Annotated in this window: 20 protein-coding genes; 7 read left to right on the top strand and 13 right to left on the bottom strand. The window is 68.1% G+C overall.

Going from position 1 to position 20483, the window contains the following annotated elements:
- Nucleotides 1-10 precede the first annotated feature (10 nt).
- Nucleotides 11-424 carry a VOC family protein gene (locus HQ312_RS20320; protein ID WP_222641135.1) on the top strand — a complete coding sequence of 138 codons (414 nt, stop codon included), beginning with the start codon at nucleotides 11-13 and terminating at the stop codon, nucleotides 422-424.
- Here HQ312_RS20320 and HQ312_RS20315 read toward each other — a convergent pair.
- The 6 genes from HQ312_RS20315 to HQ312_RS20290 all read right to left on the bottom strand — a co-directional run bounded on the left by HQ312_RS20315 (nucleotide 393) and on the right by HQ312_RS20290 (nucleotide 7401).
- Nucleotides 393-743, bottom strand: coding sequence for a CPBP family intramembrane glutamic endopeptidase (locus tag HQ312_RS20315; RefSeq protein WP_051612986.1), 351 nt, complete (start codon nucleotides 741-743; stop codon nucleotides 393-395). The genes HQ312_RS20320 and HQ312_RS20315 overlap by 32 nt on opposite strands.
- Entirely contained in the window at nucleotides 740-2533 is a 1794-nt protein-coding gene (locus tag HQ312_RS20310) for an alpha/beta-hydrolase family protein (protein WP_222641131.1), read from the bottom strand. The genes HQ312_RS20315 and HQ312_RS20310 overlap by 4 nt, the downstream gene beginning before the upstream one ends.
- 28 nt (nucleotides 2534-2561) lie before the next feature.
- On the bottom strand, nucleotides 2562-4871 hold the full coding sequence (purL, locus tag HQ312_RS20305; protein ID WP_222641127.1) for a phosphoribosylformylglycinamidine synthase subunit PurL: 2310 nt from the start codon (nucleotides 4869-4871) through the stop codon (nucleotides 2562-2564).
- Between the two features lie 186 nt (nucleotides 4872-5057).
- Nucleotides 5058-5600 carry a dihydrofolate reductase family protein gene (locus tag HQ312_RS20300; RefSeq protein WP_197027713.1) on the bottom strand — a complete coding sequence of 181 codons (543 nt, stop codon included), beginning with the start codon at nucleotides 5598-5600 and terminating at the stop codon, nucleotides 5058-5060.
- A gap of 85 nt (nucleotides 5601-5685) precedes the next feature.
- Nucleotides 5686-6039 carry a hypothetical protein gene (locus tag HQ312_RS22085; RefSeq protein WP_261782512.1) on the bottom strand — a complete coding sequence of 118 codons (354 nt, stop codon included), beginning with the start codon at nucleotides 6037-6039 and terminating at the stop codon, nucleotides 5686-5688.
- An 87-nt stretch (nucleotides 6040-6126) separates the two neighbouring features.
- Nucleotides 6127-7401 carry a M18 family aminopeptidase gene (locus tag HQ312_RS20290; RefSeq protein ID WP_222641124.1) on the bottom strand — a complete coding sequence of 425 codons (1275 nt, stop codon included), beginning with the start codon at nucleotides 7399-7401 and terminating at the stop codon, nucleotides 6127-6129.
- A 729-nt stretch (nucleotides 7402-8130) separates the two neighbouring features.
- Here HQ312_RS20290 and HQ312_RS20285 point away from each other — a divergent pair.
- Entirely contained in the window at nucleotides 8131-9393 is a 1263-nt protein-coding gene (locus HQ312_RS20285) for an alpha-amylase family protein (RefSeq protein WP_222641121.1), read from the top strand.
- On the opposite strand, the gene purQ is transcribed toward HQ312_RS20285, so the two are convergent.
- Both purQ and purS read right to left on the bottom strand, forming a co-directional pair.
- Nucleotides 9383-10093: a phosphoribosylformylglycinamidine synthase subunit PurQ gene (gene purQ / locus HQ312_RS20280; RefSeq protein ID WP_307095590.1), complete on the bottom strand. Its 711-nt coding sequence runs from the start codon at nucleotides 10091-10093 to the stop codon at nucleotides 9383-9385. The two genes, HQ312_RS20285 and purQ, sit on opposite strands and share 11 nt — an antisense overlap.
- Nucleotides 10090-10323: a phosphoribosylformylglycinamidine synthase subunit PurS gene (gene purS, locus HQ312_RS20275; RefSeq protein ID WP_027504302.1), complete on the bottom strand. Its 234-nt coding sequence runs from the start codon at nucleotides 10321-10323 to the stop codon at nucleotides 10090-10092. Before purS ends, purQ begins: the two co-directional genes overlap by 4 nt.
- A gap of 89 nt (nucleotides 10324-10412) precedes the next feature.
- Between purS and HQ312_RS20270 the strand changes: the two genes are divergently transcribed.
- The gene (locus tag HQ312_RS20270) at nucleotides 10413-11057 is read left to right on the top strand and encodes an MBL fold metallo-hydrolase (RefSeq protein WP_222641114.1); all 645 of its coding nucleotides are present in this window, start codon (nucleotides 10413-10415) and stop codon (nucleotides 11055-11057) included.
- A 31-nt stretch (nucleotides 11058-11088) separates the two neighbouring features.
- Entirely contained in the window at nucleotides 11089-11823 is a 735-nt protein-coding gene (locus HQ312_RS20265; RefSeq protein ID WP_222641106.1) for an SIMPL domain-containing protein, read from the top strand.
- A gap of 19 nt (nucleotides 11824-11842) precedes the next feature.
- On the opposite strand, the gene HQ312_RS20260 is transcribed toward HQ312_RS20265, so the two are convergent.
- The gene (locus HQ312_RS20260) at nucleotides 11843-13573 is read right to left on the bottom strand and encodes an FAD-binding dehydrogenase (protein WP_222641097.1); all 1731 of its coding nucleotides are present in this window, start codon (nucleotides 13571-13573) and stop codon (nucleotides 11843-11845) included.
- Here HQ312_RS20260 and HQ312_RS20255 point away from each other — a divergent pair.
- A complete protein-coding gene (locus HQ312_RS20255; protein ID WP_222641095.1) occupies nucleotides 13566-14171 on the top strand; it encodes a TetR/AcrR family transcriptional regulator in 606 nt (201 codons plus the stop codon). The genes HQ312_RS20260 and HQ312_RS20255 overlap by 8 nt on opposite strands.
- 12 nt (nucleotides 14172-14183) lie before the next feature.
- Here HQ312_RS20255 and HQ312_RS20250 read toward each other — a convergent pair whose 3' ends face one another.
- The gene (locus HQ312_RS20250) at nucleotides 14184-14765 is read right to left on the bottom strand and encodes a helix-turn-helix domain-containing protein (protein WP_222627893.1); all 582 of its coding nucleotides are present in this window, start codon (nucleotides 14763-14765) and stop codon (nucleotides 14184-14186) included.
- Nucleotides 14766-14830: 65 nt separating this feature from the next.
- Between HQ312_RS20250 and HQ312_RS20245 the strand changes: the two genes are divergently transcribed.
- Both HQ312_RS20245 and HQ312_RS20240 read left to right on the top strand, forming a co-directional pair.
- Entirely contained in the window at nucleotides 14831-16393 is a 1563-nt protein-coding gene (locus HQ312_RS20245) for a bifunctional NAD(P)/FAD-dependent oxidoreductase/class I SAM-dependent methyltransferase (RefSeq protein ID WP_222641092.1), read from the top strand.
- Nucleotides 16394-16402: 9 nt separating this feature from the next.
- The gene (locus HQ312_RS20240) at nucleotides 16403-17668 is read left to right on the top strand and encodes a VOC family protein (RefSeq protein WP_222641090.1); all 1266 of its coding nucleotides are present in this window, start codon (nucleotides 16403-16405) and stop codon (nucleotides 17666-17668) included.
- On the opposite strand, the gene HQ312_RS20235 is transcribed toward HQ312_RS20240, so the two are convergent.
- From HQ312_RS20235 to HQ312_RS20225, 3 genes are all read right to left on the bottom strand, one after another.
- Nucleotides 17648-18385: a DUF2334 domain-containing protein gene (locus HQ312_RS20235; protein ID WP_027504308.1), complete on the bottom strand. Its 738-nt coding sequence runs from the start codon at nucleotides 18383-18385 to the stop codon at nucleotides 17648-17650. The genes HQ312_RS20240 and HQ312_RS20235 overlap by 21 nt on opposite strands.
- Before the next feature lie 61 nt (nucleotides 18386-18446).
- The gene (locus HQ312_RS20230; RefSeq protein WP_027504309.1) at nucleotides 18447-18947 is read right to left on the bottom strand and encodes a glutathione peroxidase; all 501 of its coding nucleotides are present in this window, start codon (nucleotides 18945-18947) and stop codon (nucleotides 18447-18449) included.
- Between the two features lie 95 nt (nucleotides 18948-19042).
- Nucleotides 19043-20428 carry a cation:dicarboxylate symporter family transporter gene (locus HQ312_RS20225; protein ID WP_222627095.1) on the bottom strand — a complete coding sequence of 462 codons (1386 nt, stop codon included), beginning with the start codon at nucleotides 20426-20428 and terminating at the stop codon, nucleotides 19043-19045.
- Nucleotides 20429-20483: the final 55 nt, after the last annotated feature.

The raw sequence follows: 20483 nt of genomic DNA, 5'->3' as shown, positions 1-20483 counted from the left end.
CACTGTCTCCATGACACCGAACCCCTATCAAGGATCGACCATCGACCACCTCAACGTGACAGTCACGAACGTCGATCGCTCACTCGCGATCTACGTGCCGGCCCTCGCGGTACTGGGTATCGAGAAGTTGCTCGACTTCACCGGCGGGTCGGACGACGACTACGTCCGCATGGTCGGATTCGGCAGTGGCCGCAAGCCGTTCCTCTGGCTGGTCCAGGGAAGCACCGTCGATCCCGCACTGCACGTGGCGTTCTCGGCACCGACCCGTGACGCCGTCCGGGAGTTCCACGCCGCGGCCCTCGCGGCGGGCGCACGGGACAAGGTGTCTCCGCGCGTCTGCCCCGAGTACCACGAGAACTACTTCGGCGGCTTCGTGTACGACCCCGACGGCCTCAACCTCGAGGCGGTCTGTCACCTCGAGTAGAGCGCCACCACGTCGATGCGATCGCACCGACCGAGTTGGCGGCCCAGTGCAGTGCCATGGGCGTCAGAATGGTGCCGGTTCGCCGCTTCGACTCGACGAACAGTGCGCCGGCCGCCCCGGTGAACAGGACGACGGGCACCGACCTGCCCGAGTCGTACCAGTGCCAGACCCCGAATGCCGTGGAGCCGACCACCAGTGCGGCACGGGGACCCACCACGGCGGTGGCCACGGTGTCGACGACGCCGCGGAACAGGAATTCCTCGGGTAGCACTGTCCCGATGGGGATGTCGAACAGCACCCATCGGGCCAGTCCGGTCACTTCTCGGGACCGTCGGCGTCGGCGTACTCGTTCATGACGACGCGGATGCGTTCGGTGTCGGCCTGCGTCCACCCGTCGGGGGCGGCCACAGCGGCGAAGCCGTCGAGCACCGTCGTCCCGTAGTTGTGGCCGTGCCCGTCCGGCACGCCGGCCGCGTTCGTGAGGTCGGCACTCACCTGCCAGAAGGTGACGAACGGGAACCACCGCATGCTGGGCAGTCGGTCGTACCCGGGCGGCTCGGCGAGCCAATCCGGACGCTGGAAGATCAGATCCGGCGTCCACCACACGATGGGGTCGGACGGGTGCTGGATGTACAGCACGCGCGGGTAGGGCCAGTCCCCGCTCAGCGCCTCGACGTCACGGGTGCTGTCGGCGAACCGCATCAGCAGTCCGCCGGCGTAGACGGGTTCCACCTCGGTGGTTCCCGGATCGCGTCGGCTGACGTAGGTGTCCCAGATGCGATTGGAGTTCGGCGGGCCCACCCACAGCACTCCGTCGACGGTGTCCCGGATGTCGGCGATGTCCGCGAACGCGCCTTCGCCGGCCTGGGTTCCGAGACTCTCGCCGTAGACGTAGAACTTGGGCCTGGTCGCCTCGGGCTCCTGCTCCCATCGCTGGTGCACGGTGTCGATGAGCAACTTCCCCGCGGCCGCCGCCTTCTCGCGATCGGCGAGGAAAGAGATCCAACTCGGAAGGTACGAGTACTGGGACGCCACGAGCGCGACGTCCCCGTCGTACATCAGTTCCACGGCCCGAGCTGCGGTGGGATTGACCCACCCGGTTCCCGTGGTCGGGATGACGACGATGGCCTTGCGGGAGAACGCATCGGTTCGATCGAGTTCGCGTACCAGGAGATTCATGCGCTCCTCGTCCGTCTCCGCGCTCTCGAGTCCCACGTACGCGCGGATCGCCTCCATGCCCGTGCGGCCGGTCGCTCGGGTCATCTCGTCGGCCGACAACCCACCCGAGACGAAGTTTCGGCCCTCGAATCCCAGTGTGTCCCAGTCGACGAGCGAACCGGTACCACCGGAACGCTCGGGCACCGTCGGCTGTTCGGCACCCTCACGCGTGTTGCTGTTCTGAGTGCTGAAGACCGAGTTGGCGACGGTCATGGTGCCGCGCAACAGCACACCCTGCACCAGTGTGACGAGCACCGTCACGACGAGGAGGAACCCCACGAGGTTGGCAACCCACTGCGGGAGTCGGATCAGACGCAGGATCGAGCGCACGACGAAGCGGCGGATGTCCCGGATGACCCGCCACAGGCCGATGAGCGCGGCGCACACCGCGAAACTGATGATGCCGGTGCGGATGAACCCCGTGGACGTGAGCCCCTCGGCGCCCATGAGCGCGGCGAGCTGACGCTGCCAGTCCGCAGAGGCGTAGAGCATGACCGCTCCGGCGACGGTCGCGATCACCGGGACAGCGACCAGGAGTGCGCGCTCCACGCGGATCGGCAGCGGCCACCACGGCTGCTGACGAAGCACCGTGCGCAGGAGAATCCAGCCGACAGCGACGCCCACCCCGTACCCGATGGCCGCGGTGATGCCGCTGACGATGCCCTGGAACAGCCAGCCGCGTGGCAGCAGTGACGGCGTCAGCGACCAGCAGAAGAACAGGGCGCCGAACGCGATGCCGGTGACGTCGAGCCGCAGCAGACCCCACGCCCAGATCCACGCGGGGTGCTTGCGCACCGTGCGGGTCGCCGAGCTCAGGACGTACGCCGGCAGTTCCTCGAAACTGTGGGGGCGCTGCAGTTCGTCCGACGACCGAGTATCGGTGTCGGTCATCGGACGGTGCCGGTGCCGGGAAGGTCGGTCAGCCGAAGAGCGCCGGGAGCGTCCCCTCGTACGCCTCGCGGAGTTCGGTCAACGGGACACTGAACAGTCCCTGGAACTCCACCTCGTCCGACCCTTCGTCGGCCACCCCGATACGCGTCCATGGCATCCCCCTCGCGCTGCACATCCCCGTGAACCTGGTCTCCTCGGTCCGAGGGACAGCAACGAGTACCCGCCCGGACGATTCCGAGAACAAGGTGACGAAAGGATCTGTTCCTTCGGGCGGCAGAATGCGGCACCCGGTCTCGCCGGCGAGCGCGACCTCGACGACGGTCTGCGCGAGCCCGCCCTCGGAGAGGTCGTGCGCTGCGGTGACCAGACCGTCGCGGCTCGACGCCGTGAGGATGTCGGCCAGCAACTGCTCGCGAGCCAGATCCACCTGCGGCGGAACACCACCGAGATGGTCGTGGACGACCTGGGCCCAGATCGAGCCGTCCAATTCGTCGTGCGTGTCACCCAACAGGATCAGGGTCTCGCCCGGCTCCAGGCCGATGCCCGTGGGGATGCGGCGGTGGACGTCGTCGAGGACACCCAGCACACCCACCACCGGGGTCGGCAGGATCGGCGTCGACCCGGTCTGGTTGTAGAAACTGACGTTTCCGCCGGTGACCGGAATGCCCAGTTGCACACAGCCGTCCGCCAGGCCGCGTACCGCCTGCTGGAACTGCCACATGACACCCGGATCCTCGGGCGACCCGAAGTTCAGGCAGTTGGTGACGGCTTTCGGCGTGGCGCCCGTCGTCGCGACGTTGCGGAACGCCTCGGCCAGAGCCAGCTGCGCACCGCGGTACGGATCCAGCGCGGTGTACCGGCCGGACGCATCGGTCGCGAGAGCGATTCCGCGGCCGGTCTTCTCGTCGATGCGCACCACACCGGCATCGGCGTGCTCGGCGAGCACGGTGTTGCCGCGGACGTACCGGTCGTACTGCTCGGTGATGAGCCGCCGACTGCAGAGCTGGGGGGAGGAGATCATCTGCAGCAGGGTCTCGCGCAGTTCCACACCTGTGGTCGGACGGGGCAGACCCTCGGTGGTGTTCGCCTCCAGGGCATCCTGGCTCGCGGGCCGCTGCACGGGACGCTCGTAGACGGGACCGTCGTGGGCCACCGTCTTGGGCGGCACGTCGACGACGACGTCGCCGTGCCAGGTGATCTCGAGATGCTCACCGTCCGTGACCTCGCCGATGTCGGTCGCCAGCACGTCCCACTTGGCGCACACCGCCATGAAGGCGTCGACGTTCTCCGGTGCCACCACGGCGCACATGCGTTCCTGCGACTCGCTGGACAGTACCTCCGCCGGCGTCATCCCGGTCGCACGCAGCGGAACCCGATCCAGGGCGATGTGCATACCGCCGTCACCCGCCGAAGCGAGCTCGGAGGTGGCACAGGACAATCCGGCACCGCCGAGGTCCTGGATACCGACCACGAGCTTCTGCTGGTAGAGCTCGAGGCAGCACTCGATGAGCACCTTCTCGGTGAACGGGTCGCCCACCTGCACCGCGGGGAGCTTGCGTCGGCCCTGCTTCTCGTCGAACGTCTCGGACGCCAGCACCGACACGCCGCCGATCCCGTCGAGGCCCGTACGGGCACCGAACAGGATGATCTTGTTGCCCGAGCCCGACGCGAACGCCAGGTGCAGATCCTCGGTACGCATCACTCCGGCGCACAGCGCGTTGAGCAACGGGTTGCCGGCGTAGGACGCGTCGAACACCGTCTCGCCGCCCACGTTCGGGAGCCCGAGTGAGTTTCCGTAACCGCCGACGCCACGCACGATGCCCTCGAGCACCCGGCGCGTGTCCGGAGCATCAGCCGCACCGAAACGCAACTGGTCCATCACCGCGATCGGACGAGCACCCATGGCCATGATGTCGCGCACGATGCCGCCGACGCCGGTGGCCGCACCCTGGTACGGCTCGATGTACGACGGATGGTTGTGGCTCTCCACCTTGAAGGTGACAGCCCACCCGTCGCCGACGTCGACCACGCCCGCGTTCTCACCGATTCCGGCGAGCATTCCCGACCGCATCTCGTCCGTCGTCGTCTCGCCGAAGTACTTGAGGTGCACCTTCGACGACTTGTACGAGCAGTGCTCGCTCCACATCACCGAGTACATCGCCAACTCGGCGTCCGTCGGACGGCGGCCGAGGATCTCCCGGATGCGGGCGTACTCGTCCTCCTTCAGACCCAACTCCGCCCACGGCTGAGCGACGTCGGGCGACCCGGCCGCAGCGGAGACGGTGTCGACCGGAGGGGTGGGGAGGGCGTCGACCTGAGGAGTGGACTCGACAGACACGGTGGATGGGGTCCTTCCCTCGGCAGAATGTCGAGGTCATTCTATGTGCAGGACCCGACACCGTCCGACCGGCCTCCGGCCTGCCCGTTCGTCGGCCCCGACCGGCCTCCGGCCTGCCCGCTCGTCAGCCCCGGCCGGCCTCCGGCCTGCCCGCTCGTCAGCCCCGACCGGCCTCCGGCCTGCCCGCTAGTCCCCCTTGACGGCGTAGTCGACGACCACGTTGCCCTTGCTCGTGACGAGGGAGTTGGTCAGGACGAGACGAGTGAGCGGATCACCCGGCTCGAACAGGTGCTGGCCCTTGCCCACGACGACGGGGTGCGTCATCAGGGTCAGGGTGTCGAGCACACCGGCCAGGAAGAGCTGGCGGACCAGAGAGACGCCGCCCACCAGCGCGATGTCGCCACCGTCGGTCTGCTTGAGTCGACGCACGAACTCCACCGGATCGCCGTCGATGAGCGTCGAGTTCTGCCACGCGAGATCTCCGGTGAGCGTGCGTGAGGCGACGAACTTCTCCACCGGATTGATGAAGCCGGCGAAGGGGTCGTCCGCCCCCGCGTTGCCGAAGTGATCCGACCACGACTCGTAGGCGACCCGACCCATGACGGCGGTGGTGGTCCTGCTCATGAACCCGCCCATGGACTGGCCGAGTTCGTCGTCGAAACTGTCGAACTGCCACTGGTCGGGAGCCTCGACCACACCGTCCACCGAGTGGAAGAGCCCTGCCGTCACCGCACGCATCGTGTACCGCCCTCGTGAAGAACCGGCGCCGATCGCCGATCACTGCGGGACAGACCATGCCAGACGCCGGAACTCATCACCCGTCGTTCGCCGCGGACTCGATCCAGTCCGTCGCCGCGTCCGTCAGCTCGGACGACCCGTCGACGGACTCACCGGCCCACCACGACGGGTCGGTGAGATCGCCGTTCACGCGCAGCACGTCGTCCCTCACGGCGGACGGGAGCGGCTCACCGTTGTGCTCGACCAGCCAGTCCCGAGTGTCCGCCGTCACGGCCGGCCACCACTGCGCGATCTCCATCCCGCCAGTCTCCCCCGCCGGGCCCTGTACGGCAGCAGGATTCGTCGGCCGCGTCGACGGGGTTCCCGTACCACCACGCGGCCCGCGCGCACCGCCCGGTGCAGCGCGCATCCCGTAGCGTGCGCTGACCATCGCGCGCACCGCCCGGCGGCGGCATCGGATCGACAGGCGGCCCAACGGCCAGGATGCAACCGGCACTCAGCGCAGCCCGACCCAGCGCTACGCCCCCAGGAACGCAGCCAAGGCGTCGGCGTACATGTCGACGTCGTGTGCGCCCATCACCTCGCGCGCGGAGTGCATGGCGAGCTGCGCGGCACCCACGTCGACGGTGGACAGACCGGTGCGGGAGGCGGTGATGGGGCCGATGGTGGAGCCGCACGGCAGATCGGCTCGGTGGACGTAGCGCTGCAGCGGGACGTCGGCTCGCTCGCACGCCAAGGCGAAGGCCGCGGCACCGGCGGCGTCGGTGGCGTAGCGCAGATTCTGGTTGACCTTGAGCACCGGGCCACCGTTGACCTCGATGCGGTGCGCGGGCTCGTGCCGCGAGACGTAGTTGGGATGGGTCGCGTGCGCCATGTCGCCCGAGGCGTGGATCGACCCGGCCATCGCGCGCAGGAATTCCTCGCGGCCGCCGCCACGCGAGAGCACGATGCGCTCGAGGACGGTGTTCATCAGATCCGAGAACGCGCCACGGTCCGACATGCTGCCCACCTCCTCGTGATCGAAGAGTGCGAGGACGGGGATGCAGTCGTCGGCTTGCGCGGCCGCGACGACCAGCGCCTCGGTTCCGGCGTAGCAGGTGCCCTGGTTGTCCAGTCGCGGCGAACTGACGAGGTCGTCCGAGAGTCCCACCACTGCAGCAGGATTGAGGTCGTGGGTCATCAGTTCCCACCCGAGCACGTCACCGGGATCCACCCCGACCTCGTCGGCGAGGAACCCGATGAACGAGTGGGGTGATCGCCCGACGCCCCAGATCGCGTTCACGTTGTTCTGCGGATCGAGGTGCACTCCCTTGCGATCCTCCGACAGGTGGATCGCCAGTTGGGGCACCCGCAGGATGGGACGGTCGACGCGCACGAGGACGTCGCGCACCGAGCCGCCGTCACGCACACCGAGACGGCCGGAGATGCCGAGATCGCGGTCGAGCCAGGAGTTGAGCCACGCGCCGCCGTACGGCTCCAGGGCGACCATCTGCCACCCGGCGACGTCGAGATCGGGGTTCTGCTTGACGCGGAGGTTCGGACTGTCGGTGTGCCCGCCCACGATGCGGAACGCCGCGTCGGGCGCGCGTTCGGTGGACCAAGCGATGATCGAACCACCGCGGACGACGAGGTACCGGCCGGGCTCGGAGGGCCACGCGTCCGTCTCGGCCACGGCGGTGAACCCGTGCGCCGCCAGTTCCGATGCCACCGTCTCGACGACGTGGAACGGCGACGGTGACGCGTCGACGAAGGAACAGAGGCCGGCCGCGGTCGCGGAGGTGAGGGACGCCATGGTCACCGATCGTAGAGAGACGGGGTGCGGAGACAGCGATACCGGGCCCACCACGAGGGTGGACCCGGCATCACGAGTCGAGATGGGTTCAGCTGAAGAAGCTCAGGCCGTCGAGGAAGCTTCCGGCGCCACCGAAGATGTCGGACAGTGCACCGAGAAGGTCGACGAAGCTGGCGAGGTCGGTCATGAGGAGCTCCCTTTGTGAGGTTGGTGGGCTTGTTGCCCGCTTGCTAAGTAATCCACACAAAAGAATGGCTCGCAACCCGAAAATTGTCGCGATTCGATGACGAGAATCGACTCACGGGTCGATCTGTGCACCACCTGCAACGCCGGGCCACGGGCGAGCCATTGTCACCAGCACTGTCGCCTCGCGTGGACTCCGACCCGATCCGACGCCGACTCCTGCCATTCCACGCCGAGCACACCTGTGGGGCGGACTCGGCCGAGTTCGCCCCACAGGGATGATCGGGTCAGCTGAAGAAGGACAGTCCGTCGAAGATCGATCCGAGCGCGTCGACGATGCCGGACAGGTTCTGGAAGAGTTCGAGCAGATCGGTGAGGTCGGAGGACATGATGACTCCCTTGGCACGGTGGTGACGAACGGTCGTCCGCCGACGTCAGTTACTCATAGTGACAGTCACTACACAACCGGAATCGAATTGTGCGATCCGACAAGCAGACCGTCGCTCGGCGAACCCTCGCCGAGACCGGGAAAAAGGGGGAAATGCGATGCAGGACTGGGTCGATCACGTCATCTGGTGGCAGGTGTACCCCCTCGGGTTCGTCGGCGCCGAGGCCGAGGCAGTGGACCGCACCGAACACCGACTCGACCGGATCGAGGGCTGGTTCGACTACCTCCTCGAGCTCGGGTGCAACGGCCTCGCACTCGGCCCGGTGTTCGCGTCGGAGACCCACGGCTACGACACCGTCGACCATCTCCGCATCGATTCCCGTCTGGGAACCGACAGCGACATGGACGCACTTATTGGTGCGGCACGCGCCAAGGGCATCCGAGTTCTGCTCGACGGCGTCTTCAACCACGTCGGCAGGAGCCACCCGCAGTTCGTTCGTGCGGAGCAGGACGGGCCCGACTCGGACGCGGGACGGTGGTTCCGCTGGAAGGACGGTCGGCCGCGCACGTTCGAGGGCCACGATCTTCTGGTCGAGTTGAACCACGACGAGCCGGCGGTGCAGGAGCACGTCGCACAGGTCATGACGCACTGGCTCGACCGCGGTGTCGACGGATGGCGGCTCGACGCGGCGTACGCGGTCTCACCGGCCTTCTGGGCGGCGGTGCTCCCCCGTGTGCGAGAGGCACATCCCGACGCGTGGATCGTCGGCGAGATGATCCACGGGGACTACGCGTCGTACGTGCGGGAGTCCGGACTCGACTCGATCACGCAGTACGAGCTGTGGAAGGCGACGTGGAGCGCCCTGAAGGACGCGAACTTCTTCGAGCTCGCCCACGCGCTGGGGCGCCACGACGAGTTGCTGCCCACGTTCGTTCCGGCGACGTTCGTCGGCAACCACGACGTCACCCGGATCGCGTCCACCCTCGACGACGACGATGCCGACATCGCCGCCGCACTGCTGTTCTTCGTGGCGGGAACGCCGACGGTGTACTACGGCGACGAGCAGGGATTCCGCGGGATCAAGGAGGAGCGGGTGGGTGGCGACGACGCCATCCGACCCGAGTTCCCGGCGACACCCGACGATCTGGCGCCGTACGGATGGCCGCACTACCGGCGCCACCAGGCCCTGATCGCGATGCGGCGACGATTCCCGTGGCTGCACCATGCGCACGCCGAGGTGTCCGGACTGGAGAACACCGCGGTCACCCTCACCGCGACGGACGGCACGACGACGCTGGTGCTGTCGGCGAACATCGGCGACGCACCCGTGCCTCGACCGGCCGGAGACATCGTGGCAGCAGCCGACGGAGTGGAGAACGACCTGCGGCCGCACTCCTGGGCGGTGACCGTCAGGCCGTGACGATCGCGTCCAGCGCAGAGTAGAAGATGCCGAGGCCGTCGTCGCTGGGGCCCGTGAGGGCCTCGGTGGCGTGCTCGGGGTGCGGCATGAGTCCCACGATGCGTCCGTCGGCGGACGAGATGCCCGCGATGGACCGCTGCGAACCGTTCGGGTTGTCACCCGAGTAGCGGAACACGACGCGTCCCTCGCCCTCGAGCTCGTCCAGGACCGCCTCGGACGCCTGGAAGCGACCCTCACCGGACTTGAGCGGAACGAGGATCTCGGCGCCCGCCTCGTACCGCGAGGACCATGCCGAGGACGTGCTCTCCACCGTGAGCCACTGATCGCGACACGTGAAGTGCAGGTTGGCGTTCCGGGTGAGGGCGCCGGGCAGGAGTCCGGCCTCGCACAGCACCTGGAAGCCGTTGCAGATACCGAGGACGGGCATGCCGCCCTTCGCTGCGTCGATGACCGCATCCATGACGGGGGCGAAGCGCGCGATGGCGCCGGCGCGCAGGTAGTCGCCGTAGGAGAAACCGCCGGGGACGACGACGGCGTCGACATTCTTCAGATCTGCGTCGCCGTGCCAGAGGCTGACGGCCTCACCACCTGCGAGCGTGACCGCGCGCGAGGCGTCGATGTCGTCCAGCGTGCCGGGGAAGGTGATCACACCGATCCGGGCGGGAAGGCCGGAGGCCGGTCGATCTTCGAGGCGAGTCACAGCCGGGTCACTTTCCATTCCTCGATGACGGTGTTGGCCAGAAAGGTCTCGGCGATCTGGTCGAGAGTCGCATCGTCGACGTCGTCGCCGACCTCGAGCTCGAACCGCTTGCCCTGACGGACGTCGGAGACACCGGCGAAACCGAGTCGCGGCAGCGCCCCGACGATGGCCTGCCCCTGAGGGTCGAGAATTTCCGCTTTGGGCATGACGTCGACAACCACACGGGCCACGTGAGAGCTCCTGAGCTAAGAGGGCAGATCCAGCAGGCACTTTACCCAGTCCCGAACCGCTCCACGAATCCGGCGCATACTGGGGAACCATGGAGCTGACTCACTTCGGACATTCGTGCATTCAGGTGTCGATGGCGGGATCGACGGTGCTGTTCGACCCCGGCGCCTTCTCTCACGGGTTCGAGGGCATCACCGGCCTCGACGCCATCCTGATCACGCACCAGCATGCTGACCACGTCGACACCGATCGGTTGCCGGCGCTCCTCGAGGCCAACCCCGACGCGGCGCTGTACGCGGACCCGCAGACGGCCGACCAGCTCGGGGATCGGTGGACCGCCGTGAACGCGGGAGACGTCTTCTCCATCGGGGGCGTGCAGGTGACGGGCGCGGGCGGCACGCACGCGACGATCCACCCGGACATCCCGCTGATCGACAACATCGCGTATCTCCTCGGCACGCCGGAACAGCCCGGGCAGCTGATGCATCCCGGCGACTCACTGTTCGTTCCCGACGTGGAGATCGACGTGCTGGCACTTCCGGCAGCGGCCCCGTGGATGAAGATCGGCGAGGGCATCGACTTCCTCCGCGCCGTCTCTCCGCGACTGGCCGTTCCCATCCACCAGGCCATCGTCGCGCCGGACGCGCGCGGCATCTACTACGGCATGCTGTCAGGCCTCGCGGGCGAAGGGACGGAGTTACGCGCCCTGGAGGAGGAGACGGGCACGTCGCTCTAGACATTCCCGGACCGTCGTGGACACTGACCCGATGACGTGGACCAGGAGTACTTCGAAGGTCATCGGATCTGCCGCCCTGCTGGCCGTCGTGGCGGCGACCGCGGCATGCGGGACCGGGGAGTCCGGTGCGTCGGCCACCGACACACCGCCGGGGATCTCCGTGTCCGGGGTCGGCGAGATCCAGGGCACCCCGGACACTCTCACCGCTCAGATCGGTGTCCAGACGACGGCGGACGACGTGACGACGGCGATCGACGAGGCGAACACCGCGGTGACTGCGGTGACCGAAGCGATCGCCGCTGCCGGAGTCGACCGCGCGGACATCCAGACCCGCCAGGTGTCCATCGACCCGCAGTATGCCGACGGGTTCGGGGGCGGAACCTCCACGATCTCCGGCTACCGGGCGTCGAACATCCTCGGTGTGACCGTGCGCGACCTGTCGCGAGCGTCGGCGGTGCTGGGCGACGCCACCCGCGCAGGTGGGAACGCCACACGAGTGTCCGGCGTGTCCTTCCGCATCGACGACGATTCCGACCTCATCGCCGACGCTCGGTCACGGGCATTCGCGGACGCTCGCGACCGAGCCGAGCAGTACGCGTCCCTGGCGGGAAGCGATCTCGGCAAGGTCCTGTCGATCACCGAGAACATCACCGGCCAGGAGTCGGCGCCCAGCTTCGACAGAAGCTCGGCCTCGTCCGCGGTGCCGATCGAGCCGGGGCAGCAGACCGTCAGCGTCTCGGTGAACGTGCAGTGGGCGCTGGGATAACTCCCCGGCTGCAGTACACCTAGCGCCGCAGGGCGCGTCCCGCGGCACGTCCGGAGAAGATGCACCCCCCGAGGAATGTGCCTTCGAGCGAGCGGTACCCGTGCACACCGCCGCCACCGAAGCCGGCGACCTCGCCGGCCGCGTAGAGCCCCGGGAACGGCGTGCCGTCAGCTCGGAGCACCCGGGAGTTCAGGTCGGTCTGCAACCCGCCCAGCGACTTTCGCGTCAGAAGGTGCAGCTTGACGGCGATCAGCGGACCCGCTGCGGCACGCCCGGTCTCGTCGAGCAGCTTGTGCGGTGTGGCGATGCGCGCCAGGCGATCGCCTCGGTAGTTGCGCGCCGCGTGGATCGCCGAGACCGAGAGGTCCTTGCTGAAGTCGTTGTCCATCTCACGATCTCGCGCGACGACCAACTTCTCCACGTCGGCGGCGTCGAGCGTGACGTCACCGATCTTGTTCATACCGGCGACCAGTTCGGCCACCGTGTCGGCGACGACGAAGTCGACGCCCTTCTGCTTGAAGGCCTCGACGGGGCCGGGTGCGCCGGGACGGACTCGCTCGAGAAGCTTGCGCAGATCGCGGCCGGTGAGATCCGGATTCTGCTCCTGACCGGAGAGTCCGAACTCCTTCTCGATGATCTTCTGATCGAGGAGGAACCACGTGTAGTCGTGTCCCGTCGACACGATGTGTTCGAGAGTGCCGAGCGTGTCGAAGCCGGGGAACAGCGGCGCCGGTAGCTGCTGACCCGACGCGTCGAGCCACAGCGACGACGGACCCGGCAGGATGCGGATGCCGTGGTTCGGCCACACGGAGTCCCAGTTGGTGATGCCCTCCGTGTAGTGCCACATGCGGTCCTCGTTGATGATGTTCCCGCCCGCGGCACGCGAGATCTCCAGCATCCGACCGTCGACGTGCGCCGGTACACCCGAGAGCATGTGAGAAGGGGTGCGGCCCATGCGCTTCGGCCAGTTCTTTTGCACCAGGTCCCAGTTGCCGCCGATACCGCCGGAGGTCACCAGCACCGCGCCGGCCCGGATCTCGAAGTCCCCCACCACGGTGCGGGAGGACGTCACGCCGCGGGCGACGTCGGTCGGCTCCAGGACGGCGCCGCGTACACCGGTCGCGACACCGTCGGTGACCACCACCTCGTCGACCCGGTGCCGGAAGGCAGGGATCACGCTGCCGCGGTCGATACCGTCCCGCACGATGCGTTCGAAGATCTCCACCAGTCCCGGCCCGGTACCCCAGGTGAGATGGAATCGCGGCACGGAGTTGCCGTGGCCGGTGGGGCCGTAGCCGCCGCGTTCGGCCCACCCGACGACCGGGAAGATCTTCCAGCCGCGCTCGCGCAACCAGGAGCGCTTCTCCCCCGCCGCGAACGCGACGTAGGCCTCGGCCCACTGGCGAGGCCACTCGTCCTCGGGACGGTCGAAGCCGGCTGATCCCATCCAGTCCTGCAGGGCGAGTTCGTAGGAGTCCTTGACGCCGAGACGACGCTGCTCCGGGCTGTCCACGAGGAACAGCCCGCCGAACGACCAGAACGCCTGGCCGCCGAGGTTCGCCTCGTTCTCCTGATCGAGCAGGATCACGCGCTTGCCCGCCTCGACCAGTTCCGCTGTCGCGACCAGTCCTGCGAGACCCGCACCGACCACGACGACATCGCACTCTCGTATCCCCATGACCTCACCGTATACGGCGATCCGAGTTTTCGATACCGTCGGTATCGAGCGGTACTCTTCCCGAGTGAACATCACCGAGCCGACCACGCGCCCGCCTCGCAGCGAGGTTCGCGAGCGGATCATCGCGTCCGCGATGACGGAGTTCGGTCGACGCGGGTACGCCGACGCCACGCTCGACGCCATCGCCGAGCAGGCCGGGTTCACCAAGGGCGCGGTCTACTCGAACTTCGGCTCCAAGGAGGGGCTGTTCTACGAGCTGATGGACCGGCAGGTGCTCGGTCGGGCCCGGATGTCGGTCGACCTGCTCGCCGAGCTCCCCTCCGACCTGCGGGAAGCCCAGCGGGTGCTGAGTACCCGTCTCACGGAGGCGATCTCGAACAATCGCGACTGGCATCTGCTGTTCATGGACTACTGGTCGAGGGCCCTTCGCGATCCCGAGGTGGGTGCCCGCTTCGCCGAGCACAGGGCGCAGCTCCGGGCGGCGGTCACCGACGCCGTCGTCAGCGTCACCGAGAGCTCCGGAGCGACGTTGCACGTTCCCGCGGAGTGGGTCACGTTCGTCATCCTGGCGCTCAGCAACGGTCTGGCCGTCGAGGAACTCGCCCAGCCGGGCATCGTGCCCCCGCAACTGATGGGCGAGGTCGTCGGGCGCCTCCTGCACATCCCCTGACCACGAAGGTCCTCAGCGCCCCGAATACGTCGCCTTCACGTGCATCCGTTCGCCCTGCGGTCCGAAGATTCCCAGGTACTCGACGGGCCGGCGGTCGGCGCTGCCGAACCAGTGCGGAAGGTGAGTGTCGAATTCGGCCACCTCACCCGGACCCAGCACCAGGTCCTTGTCGCCCAGGATGAGTCGTAGCTTCCCGTTCAGCACGTATATCCAGTGATAACCCTCGTGAGACCCCAACCGCGGGTTCTCCTCGTAGCGATCTCCGGGGACGATCTGCTTGAACGCCTGCAACCCGCCCGCCCGGCGCGTCAGCGGGACGACGGTGACGCCGTTCGTCGTGACCGGCGTGAACTGCACCCGCGGATCTCCGGTCTCGGGGGCGTCGACGATGTCGTCCAAGGGAACGTCGTACACCTTGGCCAACGGCAGCAACAGCTCGAGGCTGGGCTTGCGTTGCCCCGATTCGAGCCGGGAGAGCGTGCTCACCGGGATGCCCGTGCGTTCGGACACCGCGGCCAGGGTCACGTCCGCCGCGACGCGGAGAGCGCGCAGGCGCGGACCGATCGCACTGATCACACCGTCGAAGTCGTCCATACCTCATATTGCAGTTTCGGCAAATAAGTTTGTCAAATCCGCAGACTTTGGCGCACAGTGTCCGCATGACCTCACACCACCACGTCGACGCCGACGTCATCGTCCTCGGCGGCGGGTCCGCCGGACTGTCCGCCGCACTCATGCTCGGCCGTGCCCGTAGGCGAGTCCTGGTTCTGGACAACGGAACTCCTCGCAACGCACCTGCCTCGCACATGCACGGCGTGCTGGGTCGGGACCACACCTCGCCGCTCGACTACCTGAAGAACGGCCGAGCCGACCTCGAGCGATACGACGTCACGATCGTCGACGCCACGGTCACCGCACTCGGCGGTCACGTCGGGCACTTCTCCGCGACCACGGACGACGGACGCGCCTTCTCGGCGCGGCGCATCGTGGTGACGACCGGACTCACCGATCTGCTCCCGCCCGTCGACGGTCTGGCGGAACGCTGGGGTCGGGACGTCGTGCAGTGCCCCTACTGCGACGGGTGGGAGATCCAGGATCACCGCATCGGCGTCCTGAGCACCGGGCCGTTCAGCATCCATCACGCCTCGATGTGGCGGCAGTGGACAGAGAACCTGACCTTCTTCACCGACGGCGGACCTCTGGCGGACGAGGATCGCGAGAAATTCACCGCGCGCGGCATCGAGATCGTCGAGAAAAAGATCACCTCGGTGCTCACCGGGGAGGATCGCCTCCGTGCGGTCGGGTTGGCCGACGGGACCGAGGTCGCGGTCGACGCTCTCGCCGTGGGACTGCGCTTCACCGCTCGCAGTGAACTTCTCGGGTCGCTCGGCCTCACCACAGTGCCGCACGCGACCAGACTCGGCGACGTCGTCGAGGTCGATTCCTTCGGAGCCACCACCGTGGCGGGAGTGTGGGCGGCGGGCAACGTCACCGACCCGTCGGCCACGGTCATCGCCTCCACCGCGCAGGGAGCCCTCGCCGGCGCTCACGTCAACGCGAACCTCGTCGCCGAGGAGTTCGACCAGGCGGTCCAGGCAGGGCGCCCCCGGCCGACACTGGACGGGCACTTCTGGGACGAGTTGTACCGGGAGTCGGACAAGCGGTGGAGCGGCAATCCCAACCCGACACTGGTCCAGTACGCGGAGCACCTCTCCCCCGGGCGCGCCGTCGACGTCGGATCGGGTGAGGGCGCCGACGCCGTGTGGCTGGCGGAACGCGGCTGGACCGTCACCGGCGTCGACATCTCCGAGGTGGCCGTCGAGCGGGCACGCGGACTGCACGACGGTGTGACGTGGCTGGCCAGGGACCTGCTGACCGACCCGCTGCCGCCGCACTCCACGGATCTGCTGACGCTGCACTACTTCGGCATCCTGCGGTCCGGGCCGGCGGACGGGCTCGCGCGCCTCGTCGACACCGTCGCTCCCGGCGGGACGCTGCTCATGGTCGGCCACACCCCGTCGCCCGGACACCGCTGGGCAGGGTTCGATCCGTCGGACTTCCACAGCCCCCACTCCGTCGCCGAGTCCCTCGACCCCGCCGAGTGGACCGTCACGGTCGACGAGACGCGTCCACGACTGGTGGAGGCAGCACCCGGAACCCCCCACGTCTCCGACGACATCCTGGTGGCCGTCCGGGTGCCGGAACGGGTCGGACAGCGATAGCGTCGTCGCATGATCCCGGCGTCCGATCTCCGCGCTCGTTTCGCAGTCGCCCTCTCGGCGATGTACGGCCGTGAGGTCCCGGCGTACACGACGCTGGTGGAGGTGGCGACCGCGGTGAACGCGGACGTGGTGGCTCGCGAGGGTGCCGAGGCCGAGCGCCTCGGCACCCTCCACCGCGTCACGGCGGAACGGCACGGAGCCGTCCGGGTGGGGACCGTCGCCGAGTTGCGCGACGTGGCACGACTGTTCGGGGGGTTCGGCATGCACCCCGTCGGCTTCTACGATCTGCGTGACGCCGCCACCCCGATACCGGTGGTGTCCACGGCGTTCCGGCCCGTGGACTCGATCGAGCTGGCCCGCAACCCGTTCCGGGTGTTCTGCTCCATGCTCGTCGTCGACGACCGCAGATTCTTCACCGCCGATCTGGAGCAGCGACTCTCGACCGCACTCGAGGCGCGCACGCTCGTCCCGCCCGACCTGGTGCGCCTCGCGGTCCGTGCCGCCGAGGACGGCGGGTTACCGGAACCGGAGGCCACCACGCTCGTCGACGGCGCCGTCGCCGTCTTCGAACTCGGCACGGAGCCCGTCGATCGCGCCTGGTACGACGAGCTCGAAGCCGTGTCCTCGGTGGCCGCGGACATCGGCGGGGTGTCGTCGACGCACATCAACCACCTGACGCCGCGGGTGCTCGACATCGACGACCTGTACCGCCGCATGGCCGAGCGCGGTATCGAGATGATCGACCGGATCCAGGGACCCCCTCGGTGGACCGCGCCGGTACTGTTGCGCCAGACATCGTTCCGAGCTCTCGCCGAACCTCGACTCTTTCGCGACGCGTCCGGTGCCACGTTCTCCGATCGGCTCCGCGTCCGCTTCGGTGAGGTGGAGGCACGGGGCGTCGCCCTCACCCGCCGCGGCCGGGAGGTGTACGACACCGCGATGGCGCGGGTGGACGGCCTCTCCGACGAGGCCGCTGCCCGGGAGTGGGCGCAGCACTTCCCCGGCACCGATCAGGAGATGGCGGAGCGCGGACTGGCCTACTACCTTCGCACGCCGGACGGGCTCGAACCCGTTGTCTACGAGGACTTCCTACCCGCGTCCGCCGCGGGGATCTTCCGGTCGAACCTCACCTCGGACGGCGCCGTGGACACCGATGACGAGGGAACGAGCTGGTCGGCGGAGTCCCTGTCCGAGGCCCTCGGGATGCCGATCGCGGATCCCTACGACCTGTACGACGCGCAGGTCGCGGCCGGGTCAGGCGACAGCGGTGCGTGAGCGCGGAACCCACTCGTAGCGGGCCGACGTCGCACCGTGGAAGCGCGCCAGGTCCACCGCGTCGAGCATGGCGGCACGGGGGCCCGGACGGCCGAGCTGCTTGGCGCTCACCGACAGTCGCACCACGCCGCCGCGGCGAGCCGTACGGCCGGCACCCATGACGAGCGCGCGGCACCACCACGGTTCCGTGGACCCGGGCTCCCAGACGTAGCCACCGGATCCGGTGCCGAAGCCCTCACCGATACCGTGGACCCGACCGCGCACCGTGGTGCCCCGCTCGAGGTCCTGGATGCCGGCGAGCCCGGCGAAGACACGGAACCCGACCGTGGGAAGGGCGGACACCGCACCCGGTGAGGCTACCCAGCGGGGCGGTGCGAACACGCGGGTGCGCATGCCGATCTCCTCCATGACCCGGTCCGCGGCGCGCAACCGCAGCTGCGCCTCGTGAGCCGGGAGGGTCGCGAACTCGGCACGACGCCGCTTGGTGGCCGCCTGGTCGTATCCGTGCAGGACCAGTGCGTCTCCGTGATCGCGGCGCATGCGCAGCCAGTCCTGCGTCTCGGTGTCGCGCGTGAGGCGGTACTTGTCCTTCAACCGCGGGGCCACGAGAAGCGACAACTCGATGTCGCGGCGATCCATCTCCGCGGCGAACTCGGCGGCGGCGTCGCGGGTCTCGTCGCGGATACCGGACACGGACACGATCAGACGTGCACTCATGAAGAAACCGTCGCACACCGAGGTGTACGACGGTCTCGTCCCGCGTGAACGCAGGGCGACGTCAGAGAGTCGGAACGGGCAGCACCTTGTCGATCGCCGCGAGAACCTCGGGGGCGTCCGGTTCGGTGCGGGGGCGGAATCGGCCCACGACCTCGCCGTCCGGCGAGACGAGGAACTTCTCGAAGTTCCACTGCACGTCTCCCGCGTTCCCCTCGGAGTCCGCGGTCTGCGTCAGGATCTCGTAGAGCGGGTGCCTGTTCTCGCCGTTGACGTCGACCTTCTCCATCAGCGGGAAGGTGACGTCGTACGTCGTGGAGCAGAACGTCTCGATCTCCTCGGCCGAGCCGGGCTCCTGGCCACCGAACTGGTTGCAGGGAACGCCCACGACCGAGAGTCCGCGGTCCGCGTACTCGCGGGCCAGCTTCTCGAGCGTCGTGTACTGCGGGGTCAGGCCACACTTCGAGGCGACGTTGACCACGAGCACCGCGCGGCCGCTGTACTCCTCGAGCGAGGTGGGAGCGCCGCCGAGAGTGCTGATGCCGACGTTCTGCAGTTCTGTCATGGGCTCACAGTACCGGCCGGTAACCCGTGAGCACGAGAGCGGGCGCACCCTCCCTGTGTGGAGGATGCGCCCGCTCTCGGTCGGTGCGCGCGGTGCTAGTTCTTCACGAGGTCGGGCTTGGCTTCCGGATCGCGGGCCTCTCCGTGTCCGTCGTCCACCATCGTGGTCTCGTCGAACGGGAGCTTGCCACCGAGGACGTCCTTGACGCGCTCGTTGTCGATGGTCTTCGTCCAGGTGCCGACCAGCATCGTGGCGACGGCGTTGCCCGAGAAGTTGGTGACGGCGCGAGCCTCGGACATGAACCGGTCGATGCCGACGATGAGGCCGATGCCGTCGAGCAGCTCGGGGCGGTGGCTCTGCAGACCACCGGCGAGCGTGGCGAGTCCGGCGCCGGAGACGCCGGCCGCGCCCTTGCTGGCGATGATCATGAAGACGAGCAGCGAGATCTGCTCGCCGAGTCCGAGCGGGTTGCCCATGGCGTCGGCGATGAAGATCGAGGCCATCGTCAGGTAGATCGCGGTGCCGTCGAGGTTGAAGGAGTAGCCGGTGGGGACGACGACGCCGACCGTGGTGCGCTGCACTCCGACGTGCTCCATCTTGGCGATGAGGCGCGGCAGGGCCGACTCGGAGGACGAGGTGGCGACGATGAGCAGGTACTCACGGGCCAGGTACTTGACCAGCTTGAAGATCGAGACGCCGGAGACGAAGCGCAGGATCGTGCCGAGGATGCCGAAGACGAAGATGGTGCAGGTCAGGTAGAAGGCCAGCATGAGGGTGGCCAGCTGGACCACGGCCTCGAAGCCGGTGTCACCGACGACCTTGGCGATGGCGCCGAAGGCACCGATCGGGGCGAGCCACAGGATGCCGGCCAGGATGCGGAAGACGAGCTTCTGGATCGAGCCGATGCCGCGGAGGATGCCCTCACCCTGCTTGCCCATGGCCTGCAGGCCGAAGCCGACGAGCAGCGCGACGAAGAGGGTCTGCAGCACGCTGCCCTCGGTGAGCGACGACAGCAGCGACGTCGGGATGATTCCCTGGATGAAGTCGAGCGTGCCGCCGGCACCTTCCGCGGTCTCGACGAGCTTGCCGACAGCGCCGGAGTTCGGCTCGATGTTCAGGCCGGTTCCCGGCTGGATCAGGTTGCCGACCACCATGCCGATGGCGAGGGCGAAGGTGGACATCGTGATGAAGTAACCGAGGGCGAGGCCGCCGACCTTGCCGACGCTGGCCGCGGCCTTGACCGACCCGATGCCGAGCACGATGGTGCAGAAGATGACCGGGCTGATCATCATCTTGATCAGATCGACGAACATGGTGCCCAGCACGCCGAGGCTCGACCCGACCTCGGGTGCGACGAGACCGACGATGACACCGCCGATAACGGCGATGATCACGGCGATGTAGAGCCAGTGGGTCTTGTCCCGCTTCTTCTTGGGCGGCGGGGTCGCGTCGTACGGTTCGGCGTCGATGCTGGCGGTCATGGTTGTCCTTACGATCGTGGCGTGAGGTGGATCACGCTTGTCTGAATGGAATGGT

It is taken from the genome of Rhodococcus sp. BP-316 (assembly GCF_019836105.1).
Lineage (GTDB): Bacteria > Actinomycetota > Actinomycetes > Mycobacteriales > Mycobacteriaceae > Rhodococcoides.
The sequence above is the reverse complement of the archived record's forward strand: the minus strand, read 5'-3'. Positions and strand labels throughout refer to the sequence as shown.

Bases quoted from the DNA above. Each gene is read 5' to 3' on its own strand.
- HQ312_RS20240 (WP_222641090.1), top strand. From the start codon at position 16,403: ATGATCCCGGCGTCCGATCTCCGCGCTCGTTTCGCAGTCGCCCTCTCG.
- HQ312_RS20285 (WP_222641121.1), top strand. From the start codon at position 8,131: ATGCAGGACTGGGTCGATCACGTCATCTGGTGGCAGGTGTACCCCCTC.
- HQ312_RS20250 (WP_222627893.1), bottom strand. From the start codon at position 14,765: ATGGACGACTTCGACGGTGTGATCAGTGCGATCGGTCCGCGCCTGCGC.
- HQ312_RS22085 (WP_261782512.1), bottom strand. From the start codon at position 6,039: ATGGTCAGCGCACGCTACGGGATGCGCGCTGCACCGGGCGGTGCGCGC.
- HQ312_RS20260 (WP_222641097.1), bottom strand. From the start codon at position 13,573: ATGTTCACTCGGGAAGAGTACCGCTCGATACCGACGGTATCGAAAACT.
- HQ312_RS20230 (WP_027504309.1), bottom strand. From the start codon at position 18,947: ATGACAGAACTGCAGAACGTCGGCATCAGCACTCTCGGCGGCGCTCCC.
- HQ312_RS20310 (WP_222641131.1), bottom strand. From the start codon at position 2,533: ATGACCGACACCGATACTCGGTCGTCGGACGAACTGCAGCGCCCCCAC.
- HQ312_RS20270 (WP_222641114.1), top strand. From the start codon at position 10,413: ATGGAGCTGACTCACTTCGGACATTCGTGCATTCAGGTGTCGATGGCG.
- HQ312_RS20265 (WP_222641106.1), top strand. From the start codon at position 11,089: ATGACGTGGACCAGGAGTACTTCGAAGGTCATCGGATCTGCCGCCCTG.
- HQ312_RS20245 (WP_222641092.1), top strand. From the start codon at position 14,831: ATGACCTCACACCACCACGTCGACGCCGACGTCATCGTCCTCGGCGGC.
- HQ312_RS20290 (WP_222641124.1), bottom strand. From the start codon at position 7,401: ATGGCGTCCCTCACCTCCGCGACCGCGGCCGGCCTCTGTTCCTTCGTC.
- HQ312_RS20225 (WP_222627095.1), bottom strand. From the start codon at position 20,428: ATGACCGCCAGCATCGACGCCGAACCGTACGACGCGACCCCGCCGCCC.
- HQ312_RS20320 (WP_222641135.1), top strand. From the start codon at position 11: ATGACACCGAACCCCTATCAAGGATCGACCATCGACCACCTCAACGTG.
- HQ312_RS20235 (WP_027504308.1), bottom strand. From the start codon at position 18,385: ATGAGTGCACGTCTGATCGTGTCCGTGTCCGGTATCCGCGACGAGACC.